At 69.6% G+C, this 17803-nt stretch carries 16 protein-coding genes; 7 read left to right on the forward strand and 9 right to left on the reverse strand.

What is annotated here, in order from left to right; all coding sequences use genetic code 11:
- Nucleotides 1-162 precede the first annotated feature (162 nt).
- The 5 genes from ACFWY6_RS02955 to ACFWY6_RS02975 form a co-directional block, all read right to left on the reverse strand.
- Nucleotides 163-933, reverse strand: coding sequence for a succinate dehydrogenase iron-sulfur subunit (locus ACFWY6_RS02955; protein WP_384685743.1), 771 nt, complete (start codon nt 931-933; stop codon nt 163-165).
- Nucleotides 933-2687, reverse strand: a complete 1755-nt coding sequence (sdhA, locus tag ACFWY6_RS02960) for a succinate dehydrogenase flavoprotein subunit (RefSeq protein ID WP_384685745.1) — start codon at nt 2685-2687, stop codon at nt 933-935. The genes ACFWY6_RS02955 and sdhA overlap by 1 nt, the downstream gene beginning before the upstream one ends.
- Nucleotides 2688-2703: 16 nt before the next feature.
- The gene (locus ACFWY6_RS02965) at nt 2704-3186 is read right to left on the reverse strand and encodes a succinate dehydrogenase hydrophobic membrane anchor subunit (protein WP_266870224.1); all 483 of its coding nucleotides are present in this window, start codon (nt 3184-3186) and stop codon (nt 2704-2706) included.
- An 8-nt stretch (nt 3187-3194) separates the two neighbouring features.
- On the reverse strand, nt 3195-3575 hold the full coding sequence (gene sdhC, locus ACFWY6_RS02970) for a succinate dehydrogenase, cytochrome b556 subunit (RefSeq protein WP_076684883.1): 381 nt from the start codon (nt 3573-3575) through the stop codon (nt 3195-3197).
- 149 nt (nt 3576-3724) lie between these two features.
- Entirely contained in the window at nt 3725-4231 is a 507-nt protein-coding gene (locus ACFWY6_RS02975; protein WP_384685807.1) for a 2-oxo-4-hydroxy-4-carboxy-5-ureidoimidazoline decarboxylase, read from the reverse strand.
- 348 nt (nt 4232-4579) lie between these two features.
- On the opposite strand from ACFWY6_RS02975, the gene ACFWY6_RS02980 reads away from it, so the two are divergent.
- From ACFWY6_RS02980 to ACFWY6_RS02990, 3 genes are all read left to right on the forward strand, one after another.
- Nucleotides 4580-6175 carry a glycoside hydrolase family 20 protein gene (locus ACFWY6_RS02980; RefSeq protein WP_384685748.1) on the forward strand — a complete coding sequence of 532 codons (1596 nt, stop codon included), beginning with the start codon at nt 4580-4582 and terminating at the stop codon, nt 6173-6175.
- 137 nt (nt 6176-6312) lie between these two features.
- Complete coding sequence (locus ACFWY6_RS02985; protein WP_384685750.1) at nt 6313-6819, forward strand: hypothetical protein; 507 nt, start codon at nt 6313-6315, stop codon at nt 6817-6819.
- A 114-nt stretch (nt 6820-6933) separates the two neighbouring features.
- Nucleotides 6934-7518 (forward strand): hypothetical protein, encoded by a 585-nt coding sequence (locus ACFWY6_RS02990; protein WP_384685752.1) that lies wholly within the window; start codon nt 6934-6936, stop codon nt 7516-7518.
- 156 nt (nt 7519-7674) lie between these two features.
- Here the strand turns inward: ACFWY6_RS02990 and ACFWY6_RS02995 are convergent, their stop codons facing one another.
- Nucleotides 7675-9036 carry a hypothetical protein gene (locus ACFWY6_RS02995; protein WP_384685754.1) on the reverse strand — a complete coding sequence of 454 codons (1362 nt, stop codon included), beginning with the start codon at nt 9034-9036 and terminating at the stop codon, nt 7675-7677.
- A gap of 437 nt (nt 9037-9473) precedes the next feature.
- Here ACFWY6_RS02995 and ACFWY6_RS03000 point away from each other — a divergent pair, with 437 nt between their 5' ends.
- The 3 genes from ACFWY6_RS03000 (at nt 9474) to ACFWY6_RS03010 (ending at nt 12202) form a co-directional block, all read left to right on the forward strand.
- A complete protein-coding gene (locus ACFWY6_RS03000) occupies nt 9474-10379 on the forward strand; it encodes a hypothetical protein (RefSeq protein ID WP_384685756.1) in 906 nt (301 codons plus the stop codon).
- A gap of 121 nt (nt 10380-10500) precedes the next feature.
- Entirely contained in the window at nt 10501-10935 is a 435-nt protein-coding gene (locus tag ACFWY6_RS03005; protein ID WP_384685758.1) for a hypothetical protein, read from the forward strand.
- A 73-nt stretch (nt 10936-11008) separates the two neighbouring features.
- Entirely contained in the window at nt 11009-12202 is a 1194-nt protein-coding gene (locus tag ACFWY6_RS03010; protein ID WP_384685760.1) for a DUF4241 domain-containing protein, read from the forward strand.
- Nucleotides 12203-12512: 310 nt separating this feature from the next.
- On the opposite strand, the gene ACFWY6_RS03015 is transcribed toward ACFWY6_RS03010, so the two are convergent.
- Together ACFWY6_RS03015 and ACFWY6_RS03020 are read right to left on the reverse strand one after the other, a co-directional pair.
- On the reverse strand, nt 12513-12842 hold the full coding sequence (locus ACFWY6_RS03015) for a DUF397 domain-containing protein (protein WP_384685762.1): 330 nt from the start codon (nt 12840-12842) through the stop codon (nt 12513-12515).
- Nucleotides 12829-13653 carry a Scr1 family TA system antitoxin-like transcriptional regulator gene (locus ACFWY6_RS03020; RefSeq protein WP_384685763.1) on the reverse strand — a complete coding sequence of 275 codons (825 nt, stop codon included), beginning with the start codon at nt 13651-13653 and terminating at the stop codon, nt 12829-12831. Before ACFWY6_RS03020 ends, ACFWY6_RS03015 begins: the two co-directional genes overlap by 14 nt.
- Before the next feature lie 418 nt (nt 13654-14071).
- On the opposite strand from ACFWY6_RS03020, the gene ACFWY6_RS03025 reads away from it, so the two are divergent.
- Nucleotides 14072-15100 (forward strand): hypothetical protein, encoded by a 1029-nt coding sequence (locus tag ACFWY6_RS03025; RefSeq protein ID WP_384685765.1) that lies wholly within the window; start codon nt 14072-14074, stop codon nt 15098-15100.
- Here the strand turns inward: ACFWY6_RS03025 and ACFWY6_RS03030 are convergent.
- A complete protein-coding gene (locus ACFWY6_RS03030; protein ID WP_384685767.1) occupies nt 15037-17760 on the reverse strand; it encodes an FG-GAP-like repeat-containing protein in 2724 nt (907 codons plus the stop codon). The two genes, ACFWY6_RS03025 and ACFWY6_RS03030, sit on opposite strands and share 64 nt — an antisense overlap.
- Between the last annotated feature and the right edge of the window lie 43 nt (nt 17761-17803).

The raw sequence follows: 17803 nt of genomic DNA on the forward strand, positions 1-17803 counted from the left end.
ACGCTCAACTACCGTCCCGCACAGGCTTTCCTGCCTCCCGAGCTCCCGATCTGCGGGTGAGCGAAGCCCTGGCCGGCCGCCCGGAACAGCGAGAGGGCCCCGCCCCCGGTACAAGACCGGGGAAGGGGCCCTCAACAGCTGCGTAAGGGCCAGCCGAAGAAATCAGAAGCGCCGCGTGATCAACGCCCGCTTCACTTCCTGGATCGCCTTCGTGACCTCGATGCCGCGCGGGCAGGCGTCCGTGCAGTTGAACGTCGTGCGGCAACGCCACACGCCGTCCTTGTCGTTGAGGATCTCCAGGCGCTGCTCGCCCGCCTCGTCACGCGAATCGAAGATGAAACGGTGCGCGTTGACGATCGCGGCCGGGCCGAAGTACTGGCCGTCGTTCCAGAAGACCGGGCAGGACGACGTGCACGCGGCGCACAGGATGCACTTCGTCGTGTCGTCGAAGCGCTCGCGGTCCTCCGGCGACTGCAGGCGCTCGCGCGTCGGCTCGTTGCCGGTGGTCACCAGGAACGGCATGACGTCGCGGTACGCCTGGAAGAACGGGTCCATGTCGACGACCAGGTCCTTCAGGACCGTCAGACCCTTGATCGCCTCGACCGTGATCGGCTTCTCCGGGTTGAGGTCCTTGATCAGGGTCTTGCAGGCCAGACGGTTGCGGCCGTTGATGCGCATGGCGTCGGAGCCGCAGATGCCGTGGGCGCAGGAGCGGCGGAACGTCAGGGTGCCGTCCAGGTCCCACTTGATCTTGTGGAGACCGTCGAGGACGCGCTCCTTGGGGTCGATCTCCACCTGGAAGTCTTCCCACGTCGCTTCCGCCGAGACCTCGGGGTTGAAGCGGCGGATGCGGAACGTGACCGTGATGTACGGGGAGTCGGCGAAACCCGCCTCGGGCTTCGCGTCTTCCTTGTCGAGGGTCGGGGTTGCCATCAGTACTTACGCTCCATCGGCTGGTAGCGGGTCTGGACGACCGGCTTGTAGTCGAGACGGATCGAGTCCGTGCCGTCGTCGCCGACCTCGCGGTACGCCATGGTGTGGCGCATGAAGTTGACGTCGTCGCGGTTCGGGAAGTCCTCGCGGTAGTGACCGCCGCGGGACTCCTTGCGCGCCAGGGCGGAAGTCGCCATGACCTCGGCGAGGTCGAGCAGGTTGCCCAGCTCGATGGCCTCGAGGAGGTCGGTGTTGAAGCGCCGGCCCTTGTCCTGGATCGAGACGTTGAGGTAGCGCTCGCGGAGCTCCGCGATCTTCTCCACCGCCGTCTTGATCGTCTGCTCGGTGCGGAACACCATGACGTTGGCGTCCATGGTCTCCTGCAGCTCCTTGCGGAGCTCGGCGACCCGCTCGTTGCCCGAGGCGTCGCGCAGGCGCTCGACCTGGGCGACGACGAGCTCCTCGGCGTTCTCCGGGAGCTCGACGAAGTCGTTCTTCGCCGAGTACTCCGCCGCGGCGATACCCGCGCGACGGCCGAAGACGTTGATGTCCAGGAGCGAGTTGGTGCCCAGGCGGTTGGCGCCGTGCACCGACACGCAGGCCACCTCGCCCGCCGCGTACAGGCCCGGAACGACCGTGGTGTTGTCCGCGAGGACCTCACCCTGGACGTTCGTCGGGATGCCGCCCATGGCGTAGTGCGCGGTCGGCTGGATCGGGATCGGGTCCGTGTAGGGCTCGATGCCGAGGTACGTACGCGCGAACTCCGTGATGTCCGGGAGCTTGGCGTCCAGCTGCTCCGGCGGGAGGTGCGTCAGGTCCAGGTAGACGTGGTCGCCCTCGGGACCGCAGCCGCGGCCCTCACGGATCTCCGTGTAGATGGAGCGGGACACCACGTCGCGGGACGCGAGGTCCTTCATCACCGGCGCATACTTCTCCATGAAGCGCTCGCCGTCCTTGTTGCGGAGGATGCCGCCCTCACCACGGGCGCCTTCCGTAAGGAGGATGCCCATGCGCCAGATGCCGGTCGGGTGGAACTGGAAGAACTCCATGTCCTCCAGCGGCAGACCGCGTCGGTAGCACGCCGCCTGGCCGTCACCGGTGAGCGTGTGCGCGTTCGACGTCACCTTGAAGAACTTGCCGGTGCCGCCCGACGCGTAGACCACGGACTTCGCCTGGAAGAGGTGGATCTCGCCGGTCGCCAGTTCGTAGGCGACGACGCCCGCGCTCTTCTTGACGCCGTCGACCTCCACCAGGAGCTGGTCGAGGACGTAGAACTCGTTGAAGAACTCCACACCCTCCTTGATGCAGTTCTGGTACAGCGTCTGGAGGATCATGTGGCCGGTGCGGTCGCCCGAGTAGCAGGCACGGCGGACAGGAGCCTCGCCGTGGTTGCGGGAGTGACCGCCGAAACGGCGCTGGTCGATCTCACCCTTGGGCGTACGGCCGAAGGGCAGACCCATCTTCTCGAGGTCGAGGACCGCGTCGATGGCCTCCTTCGCCAGGATCTCGGCGGCGTCCTGGTCGACCAGGTAGTCGCCGCCCTTGATCGTGTCGAAGGTGTGCCACTCCCAGTTGTCCTCCTCCACGTTGGCGAGCGCGGCGGCCATGCCGCCCTGCGCGGCGCCCGTGTGGGAGCGGGTGGGGTAGAGCTTCGTCAGGACCGCGGTGCGGCTGCGCTTCGTCGCCTCGATGGCCGCGCGCATGCCCGCGCCACCGGCGCCGACGATGACAGTGTCGTACTTGTGAATCTTCACTGGGTTCGCCTCGGCTTTAGCGGATGTTCGGGTCGAAGGTGAAGATCACCAGCGTGCCCAGAAGGATGGTGAACACCGTGGCGGTGTACAGCAGGCCCTTGAGCCACAGGCGCGTGTTGGCGCGCTCCGCGTAGTCGTTGATGACCGTGCGCAGGCCGTTGGCCCCGTGCAGCATCGCGAGCCACAGCATCAGCAGATCCCAGACCTGCCAGAACGGGGACGCCCAGCGGCCCGCGACGAACGCGAAGCCGATCTTCGATACTCCGCCGTCGAGCACCAGCTGGATCAGCAGGTGGCCGAGGACCAGGACGACCAGGACGACTCCGGACAGGCGCATGAAGAGCCATGCGGCCATCTCGAAGTTGCCGCGGGTCGAGCGCGGGGTCTTGGAGGTGCGCTTGCGCGGCGCCTCGATGACGGGTGCCGGGTTGTCGACGTCGTAGAGCGAGGCGCCCTCGACGGGGCCCACTCCGGACTTCTCGAGCGTGGTGTCGGACATGTCTGGCGTCAGCTCCCGAAGACTTCGCGGACGGCGTGGCCGAGGACCGGGTAGAGCGCCCCCACCATCAGGACGACCCAGATGCCGACGACGGTCCAGAGCATCTGCTTCTGGTAGCGCGGGCCCTTCGACCAGAAGTCGACGGCGATGACACGCAGGCCGTTCAGTGCGTGGAAGAGGATGGCGGCGACCAGGCCGTACTCAAGGAGTGCGACGAGGGGCGTCTTGTAAGTGCTGACGACATCGTCGTACGCCTCCGGGGAGACGCGGACGAGAGCGGTGTCCAGCACATGCACGAACAGGAAGAAGAAGATGAGGACGCCGGTGACTCGATGAGCCACCCAGGACCACATTCCTTCCCGGCCGCGGTACAGCGTTCCAGCCGGCACGGCAGAACCCTCCGGGAGCGGGGATTGGGGCCAGCCGGCTTGGGTGGTCGGACGGGCCCGGCCGGGTACGGTCCACCGGCCGCTCGTCATCGTATCGACGAGTTGTCGGTTCGCTCGCGCGGGGTAGCCAGGTGTGATCAAACAGGCAATCAAACAGGCACGTACGGGCTATTCAGCTCGTGCACGAGCCGGGTGAGTCGCCCGCGGGCCAGCTTGCGCAGTTCCTCGGCGGCCAGGACGCGCTCTTCCTCCGGGTCGTTGCCCAGGCGCGCGCGGATTCCGGCCAGCAGATGGTCCAGGGCCTCGCCCTGGGCGACGCCGTCCAGACAGATCACGAATACGTGACCGAAGCGGCTCTCGTACGCGGCGTTCGCGGCGCTCAGTGCGGTGTCCGCGGCGGAGTACGTGCCCCGGCGGGGGACACGCGGCTCCAGAGGTTCGCAGGCCAGGGCCTCGGAGAGGTCGGCGGGCGGGAGGTCGTACGCCGCCTCGTCGGACGCGGCGAGCAGTGCGTCGAGGTCGGGGTAGGGCCGGTGGGCGACGAGGCGGCGGGCCCAGGCGTGACTGCCGCAGCAGGTGAGCAGGGCGGCTTCGGCGGCTGCCGGCTCTGCGGTGTTCAGCTGCTCTGGGGTTCGGGACGGACTGTGCGGGGGCAGCGGGACTCCTGGGCAGGGGACATCGATGAGGGACGGCTGGGGGATTTGTCGTAACGCTAGCGAGATGTGGTGGGGGCTGTCTGACGGATGCGTGAATTTCACCCGGATGGGAGAGTTTCGCTTCGCGTGGTGGACGGTATGGCCGCGGGCCCCGTTTTAGCGTGGGGGCATGACTGGTGCCTTGTGCTGCTTGCCGGGGGTTTCCTGTGCCGCCGCTCCGCGGCGGATTTTTCCCGCCCACCCACCCGTTTACCCCGTATCGGATTGGCCGGGGGAGGGCGTCTGCCCCGCAGCGGATCGGCTGCGCGGGGGCGTTTGGCCCGTAGCCGTGGCACAAAGGGGCAATCGGTGATCCCCCGCCGGTTGGCCGTCGCTGCCGGAGTCGTTGCCGCCGGGGCCGTCGCTCTCACCGTCGCCGTCTGGCCCGACGGAGGTGACGGAGGCGGTCAGTCCACTCCACCCCCCTCCGACGGCAAGTCCGCCGTCTCGCAGACTCTCACCCCATCGCCCACGAAGTCGTACCCCCTCTCCAAGGCCCCGGCCGTCATCCCCGCCGTGCGCGAGCACACCGCCGCGCGCGGGCCGGGGTGGCGGCCCGCGGCCGGCGGGCGTGTCGTTGTCGCGGACGACGACCTCGCGGACGAGGGCAAGCTGCTCGCCGGTGAGCTCAAGCTCGCGTACGCGGGGGACGACGAGCCCCGCAAGGGGGACGTGGAGCTGGTCATCGATGAAGACGCCGATGGCGGCGACGAGTCGTACACCCTCTCCGTGAAGGGGCAGCGGGTGAAGATCAGCGCCCCGGCCGAAGCGGGTGTCTTCTACGGGACGCGCACGCTGAAGCAGGAGGTGAAGGGGGAGCGGACCGCGCCCGAAGGCGTCGTACGGGACCGGCCCGCCAAGCCGCAGCGCGGCTTCATGATCGACATCGCCCGCAAGCACTTCAGCGCGGAGTGGATCGAGGACCGCGTACGCGAACTCGGCGACCTCAAGTACAACCAGCTCGGGCTGCACTTCTCCGACGACCAGGCGTTCCGCATCGAATCGGACTCGCACCCCGAGATCGTCTCGCCGGAGCACCTCACCAAGGCGCAGGTCCGCCGCATCCTCAAGCTCGCGGCCGCCCGGCACATCACCGTCGTGCCGGAGATCGACTCGCCGGGGCACCTCGGCGCGGTCATCAAGGCGCACCCCTCCCTGCAACTCGTCGACACCCGCGGCGTCGCCGCGCGCGGCGCGGTGGACATCTCCAAGCCGCAGGCCGCCGAGATCGTCGACGAGCTGCTTGAGGAGTTCGCCGATCTCTTCCCCGGGCGCTACTGGCATCTCGGCGCCGACGAGTACCGCGCCCTCATGGTCGACAACCCGGAGGCCTCCTATCCGCAGCTGGCGGCCGCGGCCCGCGAGCGGTACGGGCAGGGCGCCCGCGTCCAGGACCTCACCACCGGCTGGCTCAACGACCGGGCCGACACCATGCGCCCGTACGAACGGCGACTCAGGGCGTGGAACGACGGGTTCTTCCGCGGCGGGGTCGAGGAGGCCGCCGACGACCTGGACGTCGCGTACTGGACGGGCAAGGAGATCGGAGCGCGGGAGCCCGTCGAATATCTGAAGGCGGGCCGGAAGGTCGTCAATTACAACGACGAGTACCTCTATTACGTGCTCGGCCAGCCGAACGCCTTCGTCTATCCGACCGGACAGCGGATCTACGAGCAGTGGACCCCGCTGGTGATCCGCGGGACGCGGCCGGTGAGCGCCGAGTACGACGACCAGATTCTCGGCGGCACCTTCGCGGTCTGGTGCGACCTGGCCGGATCGCAGACCCCGGAACAGGTCGCGGCGGGGATCAGGATGCCGCTGCGGGCGACGGTCCAGAAGCTGTGGGATCCGCGGAAGCCGACGCTGCCGTGGGGCGACTTCGTGAAGCTGGCGGGCGAGGTGTCATAGGTGGCGCCCTGTAGTCGCACGGATCCGTTTTCTGCTTTTTGGTGGCGAACTCGCGTAAGTCTGTGGTGTATTCGGCCAAAGCCGATCGCAGCCGTCGAGCGCAGTTGAGCAGAGTCGAACCACGGGGGGACGCGGGCATGGGCTACTGGGGTTACTACGTCGTGGGCAGGAGCGAGCGGCCGCTCGTGGAGCTCACGGCGGTGGCGGGGGTGCGGGACGAGCTCAGCCTCCTCGTCCGGCGGGACGACGGCTGGCAGGTGTGGGAGGTGCCGGGCGGCGAGGGCACGCGCGACGTCGGCAGCATGAACTCCCTCGCCCTGGAGACGGGCGCGCCCGCGCTCTTCGGTTACGTCATGGACAGCGACTGCGTGGTCGTCGAGGCGGCCGCCCCGGAGAGCGGGGCCTGGACGACCTGCCTGGCGAGGACCGCGATGGCGGGATACCTGGGCGACGACGGGCTCAGCCTCGACGACTACTTCCTGGAGCCGCGCGACGCGGCGGACCGTGCGGTGGCCTGGGCGGCGGAGTCGGGCAGGACCGTGCCCGCGGCGCCGATCCTCGACGTCCTGAACGCCGCCGCGGAGCCTTCGGCGGAGCAGCTCTTCTTCCGCTTTCTGGACCGTCTCGGCGTTGTCCCGCAGTGAACGGCGGGACTCCCGTTCCGCTTCTCTGCCGTGACCGTGCCATGACTGTGTGACGTTCCCGGCGGGCCGCACGCAGTAGAGGACGTGCAGAGTCCGCAACGGGAGGCATACATCATGGGCGGCCCGAGTCTGGTCGAGCTGATAGCGGAGGCCGACGAGAGAGGTCTCGCGGCGAGCGGTCTCGCCTGCCTCGACCGGTGCCTACCGCTCCTCGGGGGCGGTGACGAGGTGCTCCGGCCGCTGTGGGGGAGCCTCGCTGAGGGCGGTGCGTGGGACATGGCGCTGGCCGATGCCCGTGCCGCGCTCGCGGGTTCGGGTTCCCCGCAGGAGGCCGCCGGCGACGAGGCCGTCACGCTCGCGCACCGCATGCTCGGCGCCGTGCCGGCCGCGCGTTCCGCCGCCGAGCTGCGCGAGTGGGCCGATGCCTGCTCGGTCGCCGCGCTGCAGATCCACCGGCTGCTCGACACCATGCCGGACGGCGGCTCCCAGCGGTCGTCCGTGACGGCGCGGCGCGAGGGGCGCACGGACGGGATGTCGCCGCTGGTCGCCGCCGAGTTGCGCCGCCAGATCCGGATCCTGGAACTGCTGGCCAACCAAGGCGCGGGCGCGGGCGGCCTTCGCCAGGCGCTCGACGTGTCGACGGAGGGGCGGCGGGTGCTGCGGGCGGTGGTTTCGCGGCGGGAGCGGGGGCGCGGTTAGCGCCCCGGAAGGGGCGCGGGGAACTGCGCGACCAGCCACGACGCGCCCGCGGACGAGTGCCGGACTGCCGCCGCAGCGAACGCGCCGCAGGAGGTCCCGCGGACCTCGGTGCGTCCGCGGGACCTCCTGCGGTCCTCTCCTCAGGCCCCCGGCCAGCTACTTCGCGCCGAAGATCGCCGCCAAGGGCTGCTTCTTCTTGAAGACGGTGGACGGCGCCGTCACATGCTCGCCGCCGATGTAGAGGCGCTCGCCCGCGAAGAGGATCCGCCGCTCCGTCGTGAACCGCGCTTCCATCTCCCAGCTGGCGGACGGGTTCTGCTGGATCTTCGTCTTCTTGTACGTCGTCGGGTCCAGCTCCCAGACCGCGCCGCCCGCCTCGTCCACGACGCTGGCCTCCTGGTACGCGATGACCTTGCCGTCGTCCGCGACGCCGACCGGGATCAGGGGGCCGCCGTCCACTCCCTCGGCCTTGCCCTTCTGCTTGCCGGTCTTCAGGTCGAGGGCGACCAGGTCGTTCTCGGCGCCGGACGACGCGCTCGCGGGCTCCGAAGTGCCGAGGAAGAGCGTGTCCTTGGTGACGGCGATCTGCTGGCAGCCGGTGACCTCGGTGGCCGGGCAGTCCAGCTTGTACTTCCCGTACTTGCCGCCCACCGTGCTGATCGTGCTCAGCAGCTTGCCCTGGGCGCCGCTGTCGTCGATCGTCAGGAACTCCGAGGCCCCCGAAGAGCCCTTCTTGGCGTCACCGCCGTCGGCGCCCACGACCAGCGGGTCGGTGGAGACGACGTGCGCGTTCTCCGTGCCTGCCGGGAGTTTGTACGTCGACTTCACCGCCTTCGTCGCGGGGTCGACGGTCTGGAGCGTCAGCTGAGGGCTGTCGACCTCGCCGCAGTCGCGGAGCGCGATCAGCTTCTCGTCGCTGCCCGCGTAGCCCTCCACCGGGCATTTCTCGTCCGAGGGCTTCCACAGAGGCTCGCCGCTGACCTTCCAGCCCGCGTCGGTGAGGCTGCCCGCCGCGGCGACCGTGCCGCCGCCGATGGTCACCTCGTCAAACATCTGCGCGGAGCCGTACTCGTCGGTGGCCTGCTTCTGCCACAGCAGCTTGCCCTTGTTCAGGTCGACGAGGCCGACCTCCGTACAGACGGAGGGGTCCTTCTTGGCGTTCTGGAAGAGCACGGCGATCAGGCCGTCCTTGGTGGGCTCCGGCGACGTCCAGCAGACCTCACCGCCGAGCGGTACCGTCCACTCGGCCTTTCCGCCGGCGAGCGGATAGCCGACTATTTTGTTCAGATCGGCCTTCACGAAATTCTTGTCGGTCGTCCACATCCCCATGGCGCCGACCATGTCCTTCACCTTCGCCATCGGCACCTGGCCCAGCAACTTCGCCTCGACGGCGGCCGATTCGGACCCGTCGTCGGCGCCGCTTCCGCTCCCGCCCGAACCGTCGTCGCTCTCGCCGCAGCCGCTGAGCAGGAGCGCGGCCGCGAGTAACGAGCCGAGGGCTGCCGCCTTGCGTGACATCTGAATCTCCTTGTGGGCATGGGTACTTGACCCACCGGTCATCGTGCGACGGCCGGTCGGCCAAGTGTTTTCGCTTGGATTGGCGATCCTTCCTTTTGGGTAAGGGAATTTCAACTCGGAATTCCTTATCTCTGCTTCAGTTGAAATGATCCCGGGAACATTTTGCGAAATTGGCAGAATGGGCGGTCGGCGAGGGCGCGGCACTGGGGCTTGTCGGACTTGGGGGTGACGTCCGCCGCGGCGTTGTCCTGGGCGCTGCATCCCTTGGCCTAGCGGGGCGGGTGGGGAAAACGTCACTGGTGGCGGGGCGGGCCCGGCAATTGGTCCGAATGATCCGTCCGCTCGCCTCCGCTTCCCGCGCTGTTGTATAACCGGGCCGCTCCCGCCGAGTTCGGCGGATCCCTCGCTCAACACCCAAGTCCTGGGGGGACTTTCCCTTGCAGATACGCACGTACAGACGCACCGTCGCCCGCTCCGGCACCGTCCTCGCCATGGCCGTCGCCCTCGCCACCGCGGGCCTGTTCCAGGGCGCCGAGGCCGAGGCTCAGACCGTGGAGTCGGGCTCGCTGAGCTTCAGCGGCGACACCGGTGACTGGGTCACCGGCGGTCAGTCCTTCGCGTACTCCACGGCCGCGCAGGACACCCTCGGCGTCAGCGCGTCCACGGACAACGGCGGCGTCAGCGTCGACGTCAACGGCGCCAACGGCGACTGGTGGACGCTCGACCTTGCGGCCCCGTCCGGCACCACCCTCGCACCCGGCTCGTACACCGGCGCGACGCGAGCCGGCTCCAATGGCCCGGCCGAGCCCGGCCTTTCGCTCTCCGGCAACGGGAAGGGCTGCTCCGACCTCACCGGCTCCTTCACCGTCCAGGACGTCGTCTTCGGCCCCCGCGGCTACGTCCAGAAGCTCGACGCCACGTACGAGCAGCACTGCTCGGGCGGCGAGCCCGCGCTCCGTGGCGAGGTCCACATCTCCAACCCGGCCGCCCCCGCCGAGCTGCAGCTCGGCGTAGACGTGGCCGCCAAGGGCACGGTCGCCGGCGCGGACGGCAGGCCCACCGTCCACGGCACGGTCACCTGCAACGTGCCGACCGACGTCTCCGTCGCGGGCGAGGTCACGCAGACCGCGAAGAACGTCACCACCACCGGCCCGTACTCCACCTCGGTCGCGTGCGAGCCGGGCGCGCCCGTCGCCTGGACGGCCACCGTGACGCCCTCCGGCAGCACGTCGTTCGTCCGGGGCGACGCCCAGGTGCGGGCCCAGGCCTTCACCCAGGACCCGAACTACGGCGGGACGGTCTCGGCCGAGAAGACGGTGACGGTGACCCTCACCAAGTCCTGAGTCCTGAGGCCTGAGACCTGACTCCTGAGGCCTGAGTGACGCTTGTGGTGCCCCATCCGCTTGGGAGTGCGGGGAGTTGCGAACGGCGGCTCCCCGGATTCCGGGCAAGAGGTGGGGCACCATGCGCGAGGCCGAGGAAAAGGCCGAGGAGAAGACGGCACCGGCGGCCGCAGCGATGCAAGGTCACGCCGCGCGGTTCGTCGCGCGGGCGAGCGCACGCAGCCGGCTGCCGCTCGACTACAGCGTGGCCAGCCTCCGTGTCGTCGACTCCGTCGTCGAAGGGCTCCGCGCGGGGGCCCCGGAGCGGAACCGTGTCGAGGGGGCGCTCTTCGGGCTCGGTGCGTACGTGGGTGAGGTGCTCGTGCGGCGCGCCGGTGCCGTGTGGGTGGATCTCGACGACAGCCGGCGCGCCTGGTTCGGGCAGTCCGTGGGCGTGCGGATGCCGGACGACAGGGTCTGGAATCCGCTCGGGAGGGTCGTCAACCGCTTCGAGCTCGGCCCCGAGGAGTCGCTGCAGACCTTCTATCTGACGCTGCACGGGCGGAAACGGGGCTGAAGAGGGTGAGGCGGGCCCGGGAAAATGTCAGAGGCCTCTGGCACGCTCAGGGTGATGGGGCGGAGGGGGAGCCATGACGATTGACGTCGTGTACGGCGAGGGCTGGGATGCGGTGCGGCGGGCCGTCGTCGGGCAGCTGAGTCCGGAGGCCGCGGCTGCGCGGGATGCGTCCGGAGCGCAGTACGCCGTGATCCTGCGAGGGCCGGGGGCGGCGCAGCCAGTCGTGCTGCATGTCGCCTGGGCCCAGCACTATCTCGGCGCGTGGGAGTACGACGAGCAGGGGCGCCGCGTGCGGGAGGTCGACCTCCGGCGTATCGAGCCCGGCCGGCTCTTCCTCAACCACACGGCGCAATGGCGTTACGAATCGCCCGACATGGCGGAGTTCGCGGACGACGCGGGCAGCGTGACCATGGATCTGCGGCCGGATGGCCGTGGCTGGACGCGCGAGCAGCCGAAGGGAGCCAAGGGCGCCCTCATGCAGGAGGGGGTCGAGCTTCCGCCGGAGCAATGCTGGTTCCCTGCCCCTGAGTTCGGTGACTGGGCCGCGCTCTCCGAGGCAGTGGATTTCTCGTCGGTCGGTGGTGGTCCCTTCAGGCCCGGCGTCCTTGGGGAGGCGGAGGATGAGCGAGTTCCCCTCGCCGCCCCGCAGCCCAACTGGCAGCCGCCTCGCGGCGCCCGGCCGAGGCACCTGGAGGAGATGTTCACCGAGGGCGCCCGATTCCTGCTTCCGTCGGAGTACGTCTCATACGGGGATCCCGTGCCCGCAGCGGAGCGTGAGGTAGTAGTACGTGTCCGGGAGCGCGGGCCGCTGGAACTGCCGACCGGAGAACTCGTCGTCCGTGATCCGTCCTGGGGCAGCGGATCGGCCGCTGCCTACAAGCCGTACACGGTGTCCGTCCGCCCGGGGAGCTACCGCGTCGAGATCGCTGAGGCGATGTCGATGGCGACGTCGATGGCGATGTGCGTCGTCGGGGTCCGGCTCGTCGTATCGGAACAGCCGACCACATCCTGGGAGTTGGCTGTGGTGGGGGAGCAGGATGTCCGGCTTCTGCGGGACGGGCAGTACTACGGCTTCGGCGTGGATGCCGGGATCGGCGCGCTCGCCGACGCCTCCGTCGCGGCCACCGGCGCCAACATGGTCACCTTCTCCAGCGGTATGGGTGACGGCTCGTACCCGGTGTGGATCGGGCGGGACGCAGACGGCGAGGTCACCTGCTTCGTCGCCGATATGCAGATCCTCTGCGACGCGGAGCGGTGCGGAGATTGATGGACGGTTGTGAGGCGCAGTTGCGGTGCGTGGCCCGGCGGGGGATCCGGGCCCGGCTCTTGCTGCTGGGGTGGAACCTTGTCGTCATCCCCTCGGCGGGTTCGGGCGCTGCTGGATGGCGACGAAGAGCTGCTGACGGCCTTCCCCGCCCGGCTGTCCTCCCGAACTGGGCTGCGTGGATGGCCTGTTGCCGGTAGCTGCTTTCGCGTGCTCACCCACGGCGAGGCGAGGTCCGAGTTTCGGGTGGCCGCCCGGCACAGGAAGGCCACCGAGCGGTTCGCTGTCGCGCTGGGGAGGGGGTGGTGGTGAGCTATGCGAGATGGCGGTGGACGGGACGAGGAGAGCTGGACTTCACTCCGGCGAGGAACGCCGTCCAGGCCGGGACAGTAAAGACCACGGCCGGGCCGTGGGGGTTCTTGCTGTCGCGGACGGGGATGTGGGCGTGTGCCTCGTAGGCGGCGTCGTTAACTTCGAGGCATGCGCTGCTTTCGCCGCCGCTGTGCGTCGACTTGCGCCAACTCGCGTAGGTGGCAGGGGTGGTGACCTCCAGGCATTCGCCACTGCTGCCGCCGCTGTACGTCGACTTGCGCCAGGAAGGCAGAACGGAGGCATCCGGAATGCTGTGCTCACTGCGCTTCATGCTCGTAATCCTCCGCGACGGACCTGATGAGGTCCAGGGACTTACGGTGCGACAGCGCGTCGCCCAGCGCGTGATCGTAGACCTCCTGGCACTCGCGCACCATTGACGGAAGTTCCCATACGCGGCCCGTTTTCAGGCCTTCCACGTACGCGATGGGCGGGAGGTCCTCGAACCACATCAGCGAGACGAAGCCCTCCAGCAAAGCGTGTGCGCCCGCCTCGTACGGAAGTACGTGCACACGGATGCGGCGGCTCTCGCCCAACGCCAGGATGTGACGGAGCTGTTCGCACATCACAGCCGAGCCGCCGACACGGCGGCGCAGAACGGCTTCGTCGAGCATCGACCACACGACGGGCGAGTCGAAGTCGTCGAGGATGCGGGCCCGTTCCAAGCGTGTGACGAGGAGCTCGTCACGTTTCGCGGTGCTCTTGGGCGGGTGTCCCGAGCTGAGGACTTCATGGGCGTACGCCTCCGTCTGGAGGATGCCGGGCACGAGCTTGGGTGCGTACTCCCGGATCTTCGTTGCCTTCGCCTCGAACTCCAGCGCCTCCGCGAAATGCTCCGCCACCCTCCGCCCGTCCAGCGTCGGCAGAAACCGCACGAAGAACCCACCCGCACCCAGGACTTGGTCCAGCCGTCGCGCGTCATCCACATCTGGCCTGCGGCGCCCCGCCTCGATATGCGCGATGTGCGTGCGCGACATGACCGCACGCTGGCTCAGCTCCTCCTGCGTGAGCCCTGCCGCCTCACGGCGTTGCCTCAGCTCCTCGCCGTACTTCGTCCGCGATTCCGGGTTGTCCTCGATCGCCACGCCCAACTCCCCATTGTGCAGGTTCCGTTGTCACGCTGAGCTATCTACCCAGCGTACGGGCGCCCGCCCCACTCTGTGACCGGAACAGCACGCAGAGCGAGAGGTGAAGTGATGGCTGAGGTTGAACGTTCGGCAGGTATCACCCTGCGGGTGTCTCGGGACGGTGGGCGGACCTGGGGGCCTCGTATCGCTTACTGGCCCTCGCGGGATGCCGCCCCGCTGCAGTCCGGTGGGCGGTTTCCGCCGTGTGCCTGTCCGAGGTGCAGGAGCGTGAAGTGACCGTCTGTGTGCGGGAGTTCATGTAGCGTGACCTCGACCGCTTCCTCGTATGGCGTCACGGCGTACGAGGCGGCCCTCGTCTCTGGCGGGAACCGGTGACGAGGGCCTTCACCCCGAGTGCTTCGAAGGAGCACCCGAAATGCTGCGTCATGTTATCGCGCCTGCCCGATTCTTCTCTCAGGTGCCGAACGAAATCATCCGTCATCCACGGCTCTCCTCCGACGCCGTCCGGCTGCTGACCTGGCAGCTCTCGCTCCCCGTCGACGCCGATGAATCACTCTCGAAGACCGCCCGGCGCGCCGGGATCGGCAAAGTCGCCTTCCTGCGTGCCAAGGGGCAGTTGAAGGACGAGGGTTACGTTCATGAGTGGCGCGAGCAGATCGAGCGCGGGCGGTGGCGGACCCGGCAGCTCGTGTCGAATGTGCCGCTCGGTCGGGACGAGGCAGCCCGTGTGGGAGCGGTATCGCCGCAGGTCGCGCCGACGGTCGCCGTACCGGCCGCCGGTGCGCCGATGGGTCGGGGCGTCGGCCGTCTTCCAGAGCAAACCCCCGTAGGGGACACCCTCCAACCGTCCCCGGAGGCGAAGGCGGCTCCGGAGCTCGCCGCCGAGGCCCGCCGTATCGTCGACGCCCTGCACCGGCTCGACCCGCGCCTCCGCGTACCCCGCGGGATACTGCCGGAGCTGGCCGCGCTGGCCGCCCAGTGGCTGGCGGTGGGGCACACGGCGGAAGCCGTGCGCGAGGAGATCAGACGTCAACTGCCGGGTTGCGGCACGGTAGTTCACCACCCGGGCGGACTCGTCCGATACGTACTGCGGGAGGCCCCGCCCCTCGACGTACGGCCGTCGGCGCCGCGCGTCGCGCAGATGGTGGAGTGCTCGGGCGCGCACGCCCAGCCCCGTCTCTTCCGGCCCGTCGCCGACGAGCTGCTCTGCGCCGACTGCCGTCAGGGGAGGGCCGAGTCCGCCGCAGGGGCTCAGACTGCCGTGCGCGGCGCGGCAGCGGTCCGTGCCGCCTTGCGGCGGTGGGACGGGACGCCGAACGCCGTGCCGCTCCCCCTAGTCGAAGGGGAGCAGCACGGCGTGCAAGAGCCGACCCGTACGGACTACGGCGTCAGCGTCTGGCCCAGGTGCGCCCCCGCCGGAGTCCCCAGCAACGTACGGCCGTAATAGACGCCACCCGACGTCGAGACGCCCGACGCGCCGCTGTCCAGCTGGAGGATCGTGCCGTCGCCCGTGTCCTCGCCGTCCACGCCGATCGCCAGGTCCGCGCGGCCGTAGCCGGAGAGGTCCGTCAGGGCGACCGACGAGCCCAGGCGGTCCGCCGTCTCCGTGGAGCCCGTGATGCCCGTCGTGTCCTGGGAGAAGGCCTGCGCGCCCGTGCCCGTCAGGCCGGACGACGAGCCCTTCAGGAGCAGGGACGTGCCCGCGTCCTTCCTCGATACTCCGTCACGGGTGATGTCCTCGTTCGGGGCGCCCGTCAGGACGTCCGCGTAACCGTCCAGGTTGTAGTCGCCCGCCGAGACCGACCAGCCCATCGCGTCGCCCGACTCGGCGGCGCCCGGGACGCCGGACGTGTCCTGGTGGATCGTCTTCATGCCGGTGGTCGTGAAGCCCGTCGACGTGCCCGGAACCACCGTCACCTGGCCGCCCGCGAAGGCGCCCGACTCGGCCGTGTACGGCTGGCCGATGACCAGGTCGTCGTAGCCGTTGCCGTTCACATCGGCCACGGCGAGCGAGCGGCCGCCCTTGACCGAGAGCGCACCGACCCTGCTCAGGCCCGACCTGGTGCCCTTGAACCACTGGACCTTGCCGATGCCCGCCTGGTCGCGGTAGGTCAGCGCCACGTCCGCGTAGCCGTCACGGTTGAAGTCGCCGGACGCGGCGTCCGCGTACGCGATGGCCGTGTCGCCGGACGTCAGCGTGCCGCCCACCTCGCTGCCCGGCGCGAAGCGTGCCGCCCAGGTGCCGCCGGTGCCGGTGGACGCCGAGAAGACGTCCGCCTTGCCGTCCGCGTTGAAGTCCGCGACGGCCACCGCCGAGCCGAACTTGGCGCCCGGGTAGTGGAAGTCGTCCGCGAGCTGCATGTCCGTGCCGGACGTGAACGCCGGGCCGTAGAGGATCGTGACCGCGCCGCGGTCCGCGTTGGTCGCGTCGTCCTCGCCGGGGGCGCCGATCGCCAGGTCCGCGTAGCCGTCGCCGTTGATGTCGCCCCAGGCCGTGGCCGCCGCCCAGTTGTCGCCCGCCTCGGAGGCGCCGGGGACGCCGGGGCTGGACTGGGTGAGGGTCTTCTTCGATGCGCCTACCGGGCCGTCCAGGCCGCCGGGGACGACGGTGAGGCTGCCGACGCCGCCCGATGCCTTGGGCGTGCCCGCGACCAGGTCCGTGATGCCGTCGCGGTTGAAGTCGGCGGTCGGGATCGCGGAGTTGCGGCCCGCGCTCGTGGCGTACCGGACGATCTCGCCCAGCTTCGGGTACAGGTTCTTGCCGGGGCACTCGGTGGCGAAGCCGTCCTGGTGGCCGGAGATCGTGTTGAGCGTCGCCTGCTCGTCCTTGTCCCAGACGCCCGTGTCGTCGGCCGCGGTCAGCGTGGCCTTGCCGGCCGGGTCGCCGCCGTACTGCCCGAGCTTCCAGGCCGCGACGCGCGCGACCGACTCCAGGGCGGCACGGGTCGGCTTGCCCGCCTTCTTGTACGTCTCGCCGGGTGCCGGGTTCTCGTTGCCGTGGAAGTCGCCGAGGACCGCTATGCCCGCCGACTCGCCGTTGAAGCCGTACGTGTGCGCGCCGCGCACCGGCAGATCGGTGCCGCCGCCGCGGCCCTCGAAGACCTGGCCGCACTTGTCCACGAGGAAGTTGTAGCCGAGGTCGTTCCAGCCCTCGGTCTTCACGTGGTACGTCATGATGCCGCGGACCAGGGCCGGGGACTGGGCGCAGCTGTAGTCGTTCGTACCGACCGTGTGGTGGACGAAGACCGCCTTGACCTTCTCGATGTACTCCGGCGGGTCCTCGACCAGGGACTCGTCCGCGCCCCAGGCCGCCCGGCCGGTCATCGGCGGCTTGGTGACCGTGGACGGTGGGGCGGGCGGTTTCGTCGGCTCGGGATCGGGCTCCGAGGCGGTGGGGGAGGGGGAGGTGCCCGGCTCCGATGCCGTCGGGGACGGCGCCTGTGAAGTGGGCTCCTCCGTCGGGGGCTGCGAGGTGGGCGCCTCGGACGGCTCGGGCGACGCGGGCTCGGTCGGCGCCGGCGTCGGCGTCTCGTCGGCCGCGACCTCCATGGGCGCAGCGAATGCCGCGGGTGCCATCGGCGAACCGTCGAGCGCCGGGTTGTCCGCCTCCTTGGACGTCACACCCGGGTCGACGAGGTTGACCTCAAGTCCCGTCGGCAGCGGGGTACTTGAGGCGCCGTCCGCCGCGACCACCCGGACCTCCACGCCGTCGGAGGGGCCGACCCAGAGCGGCTCGGAGGCCGCACGCATGCCCGCCTCGACCTTCTCGGGCAGATGCAGCTCCAGGTCCAGGTTCTGCCAGCCGGTCCACTTGCCGCCCTCGACGGAGCGCGTACGCACTTGCGCCGTGCCGTCGAGCTCCTTCGTCACGCCGGTCCACGAGACGCCGAGCAGCGAGAACTGCTTGGTCGACGTGCGCGGCAGCCCCCTCTCCTTCGCGCCGTCGGCCTTGAGCGCGATGTCGTGCACGCTCACCGGACGCTTGCCCCGCGAGCCGTCGTCCGCCGGATCCGTCGCGGGATCCGCCATCGCGTACGTGATCGCCCCCGCGCCCCCCAGCACGACGGCTCCGATCGTCAGCCACGCCCTGCGCTTGAGACTCAAAGGTCTGTACGCATGCGTGGTACGCGCTGATTCGCGCGGTTTG

Origin of the sequence: Streptomyces sp. NPDC059037 (genome assembly GCF_042740015.1) — a bacterium.
Lineage (GTDB): Bacteria > Actinomycetota > Actinomycetes > Streptomycetales > Streptomycetaceae > Streptomyces.

What these genes read in the sequence shown, in the direction of transcription:
- ACFWY6_RS03005 (WP_384685758.1), top strand. Translation starts at nt 10,501, where the DNA reads ATGCGCGAGGCCGAGGAAAAGGCCGAGGAGAAGACGGCACCGGCGGCC.
- ACFWY6_RS02955 (WP_384685743.1), bottom strand. Translation starts at nt 933, where the DNA reads ATGGCAACCCCGACCCTCGACAAGGAAGACGCGAAGCCCGAGGCGGGT.
- ACFWY6_RS02995 (WP_384685754.1), bottom strand. Translation starts at nt 9,036, where the DNA reads ATGTCACGCAAGGCGGCAGCCCTCGGCTCGTTACTCGCGGCCGCGCTC.
- ACFWY6_RS03010 (WP_384685760.1), top strand. Translation starts at nt 11,009, where the DNA reads ATGACGATTGACGTCGTGTACGGCGAGGGCTGGGATGCGGTGCGGCGG.
- ACFWY6_RS02965 (WP_266870224.1), bottom strand. Translation starts at nt 3,186, where the DNA reads ATGTCCGACACCACGCTCGAGAAGTCCGGAGTGGGCCCCGTCGAGGGC.
- ACFWY6_RS02990 (WP_384685752.1), top strand. Translation starts at nt 6,934, where the DNA reads ATGGGCGGCCCGAGTCTGGTCGAGCTGATAGCGGAGGCCGACGAGAGA.
- ACFWY6_RS02985 (WP_384685750.1), top strand. Translation starts at nt 6,313, where the DNA reads ATGGGCTACTGGGGTTACTACGTCGTGGGCAGGAGCGAGCGGCCGCTC.
- ACFWY6_RS03015 (WP_384685762.1), bottom strand. Translation starts at nt 12,842, where the DNA reads ATGAAGCGCAGTGAGCACAGCATTCCGGATGCCTCCGTTCTGCCTTCC.
- ACFWY6_RS03025 (WP_384685765.1), top strand. Translation starts at nt 14,072, where the DNA reads ATGCTGCGTCATGTTATCGCGCCTGCCCGATTCTTCTCTCAGGTGCCG.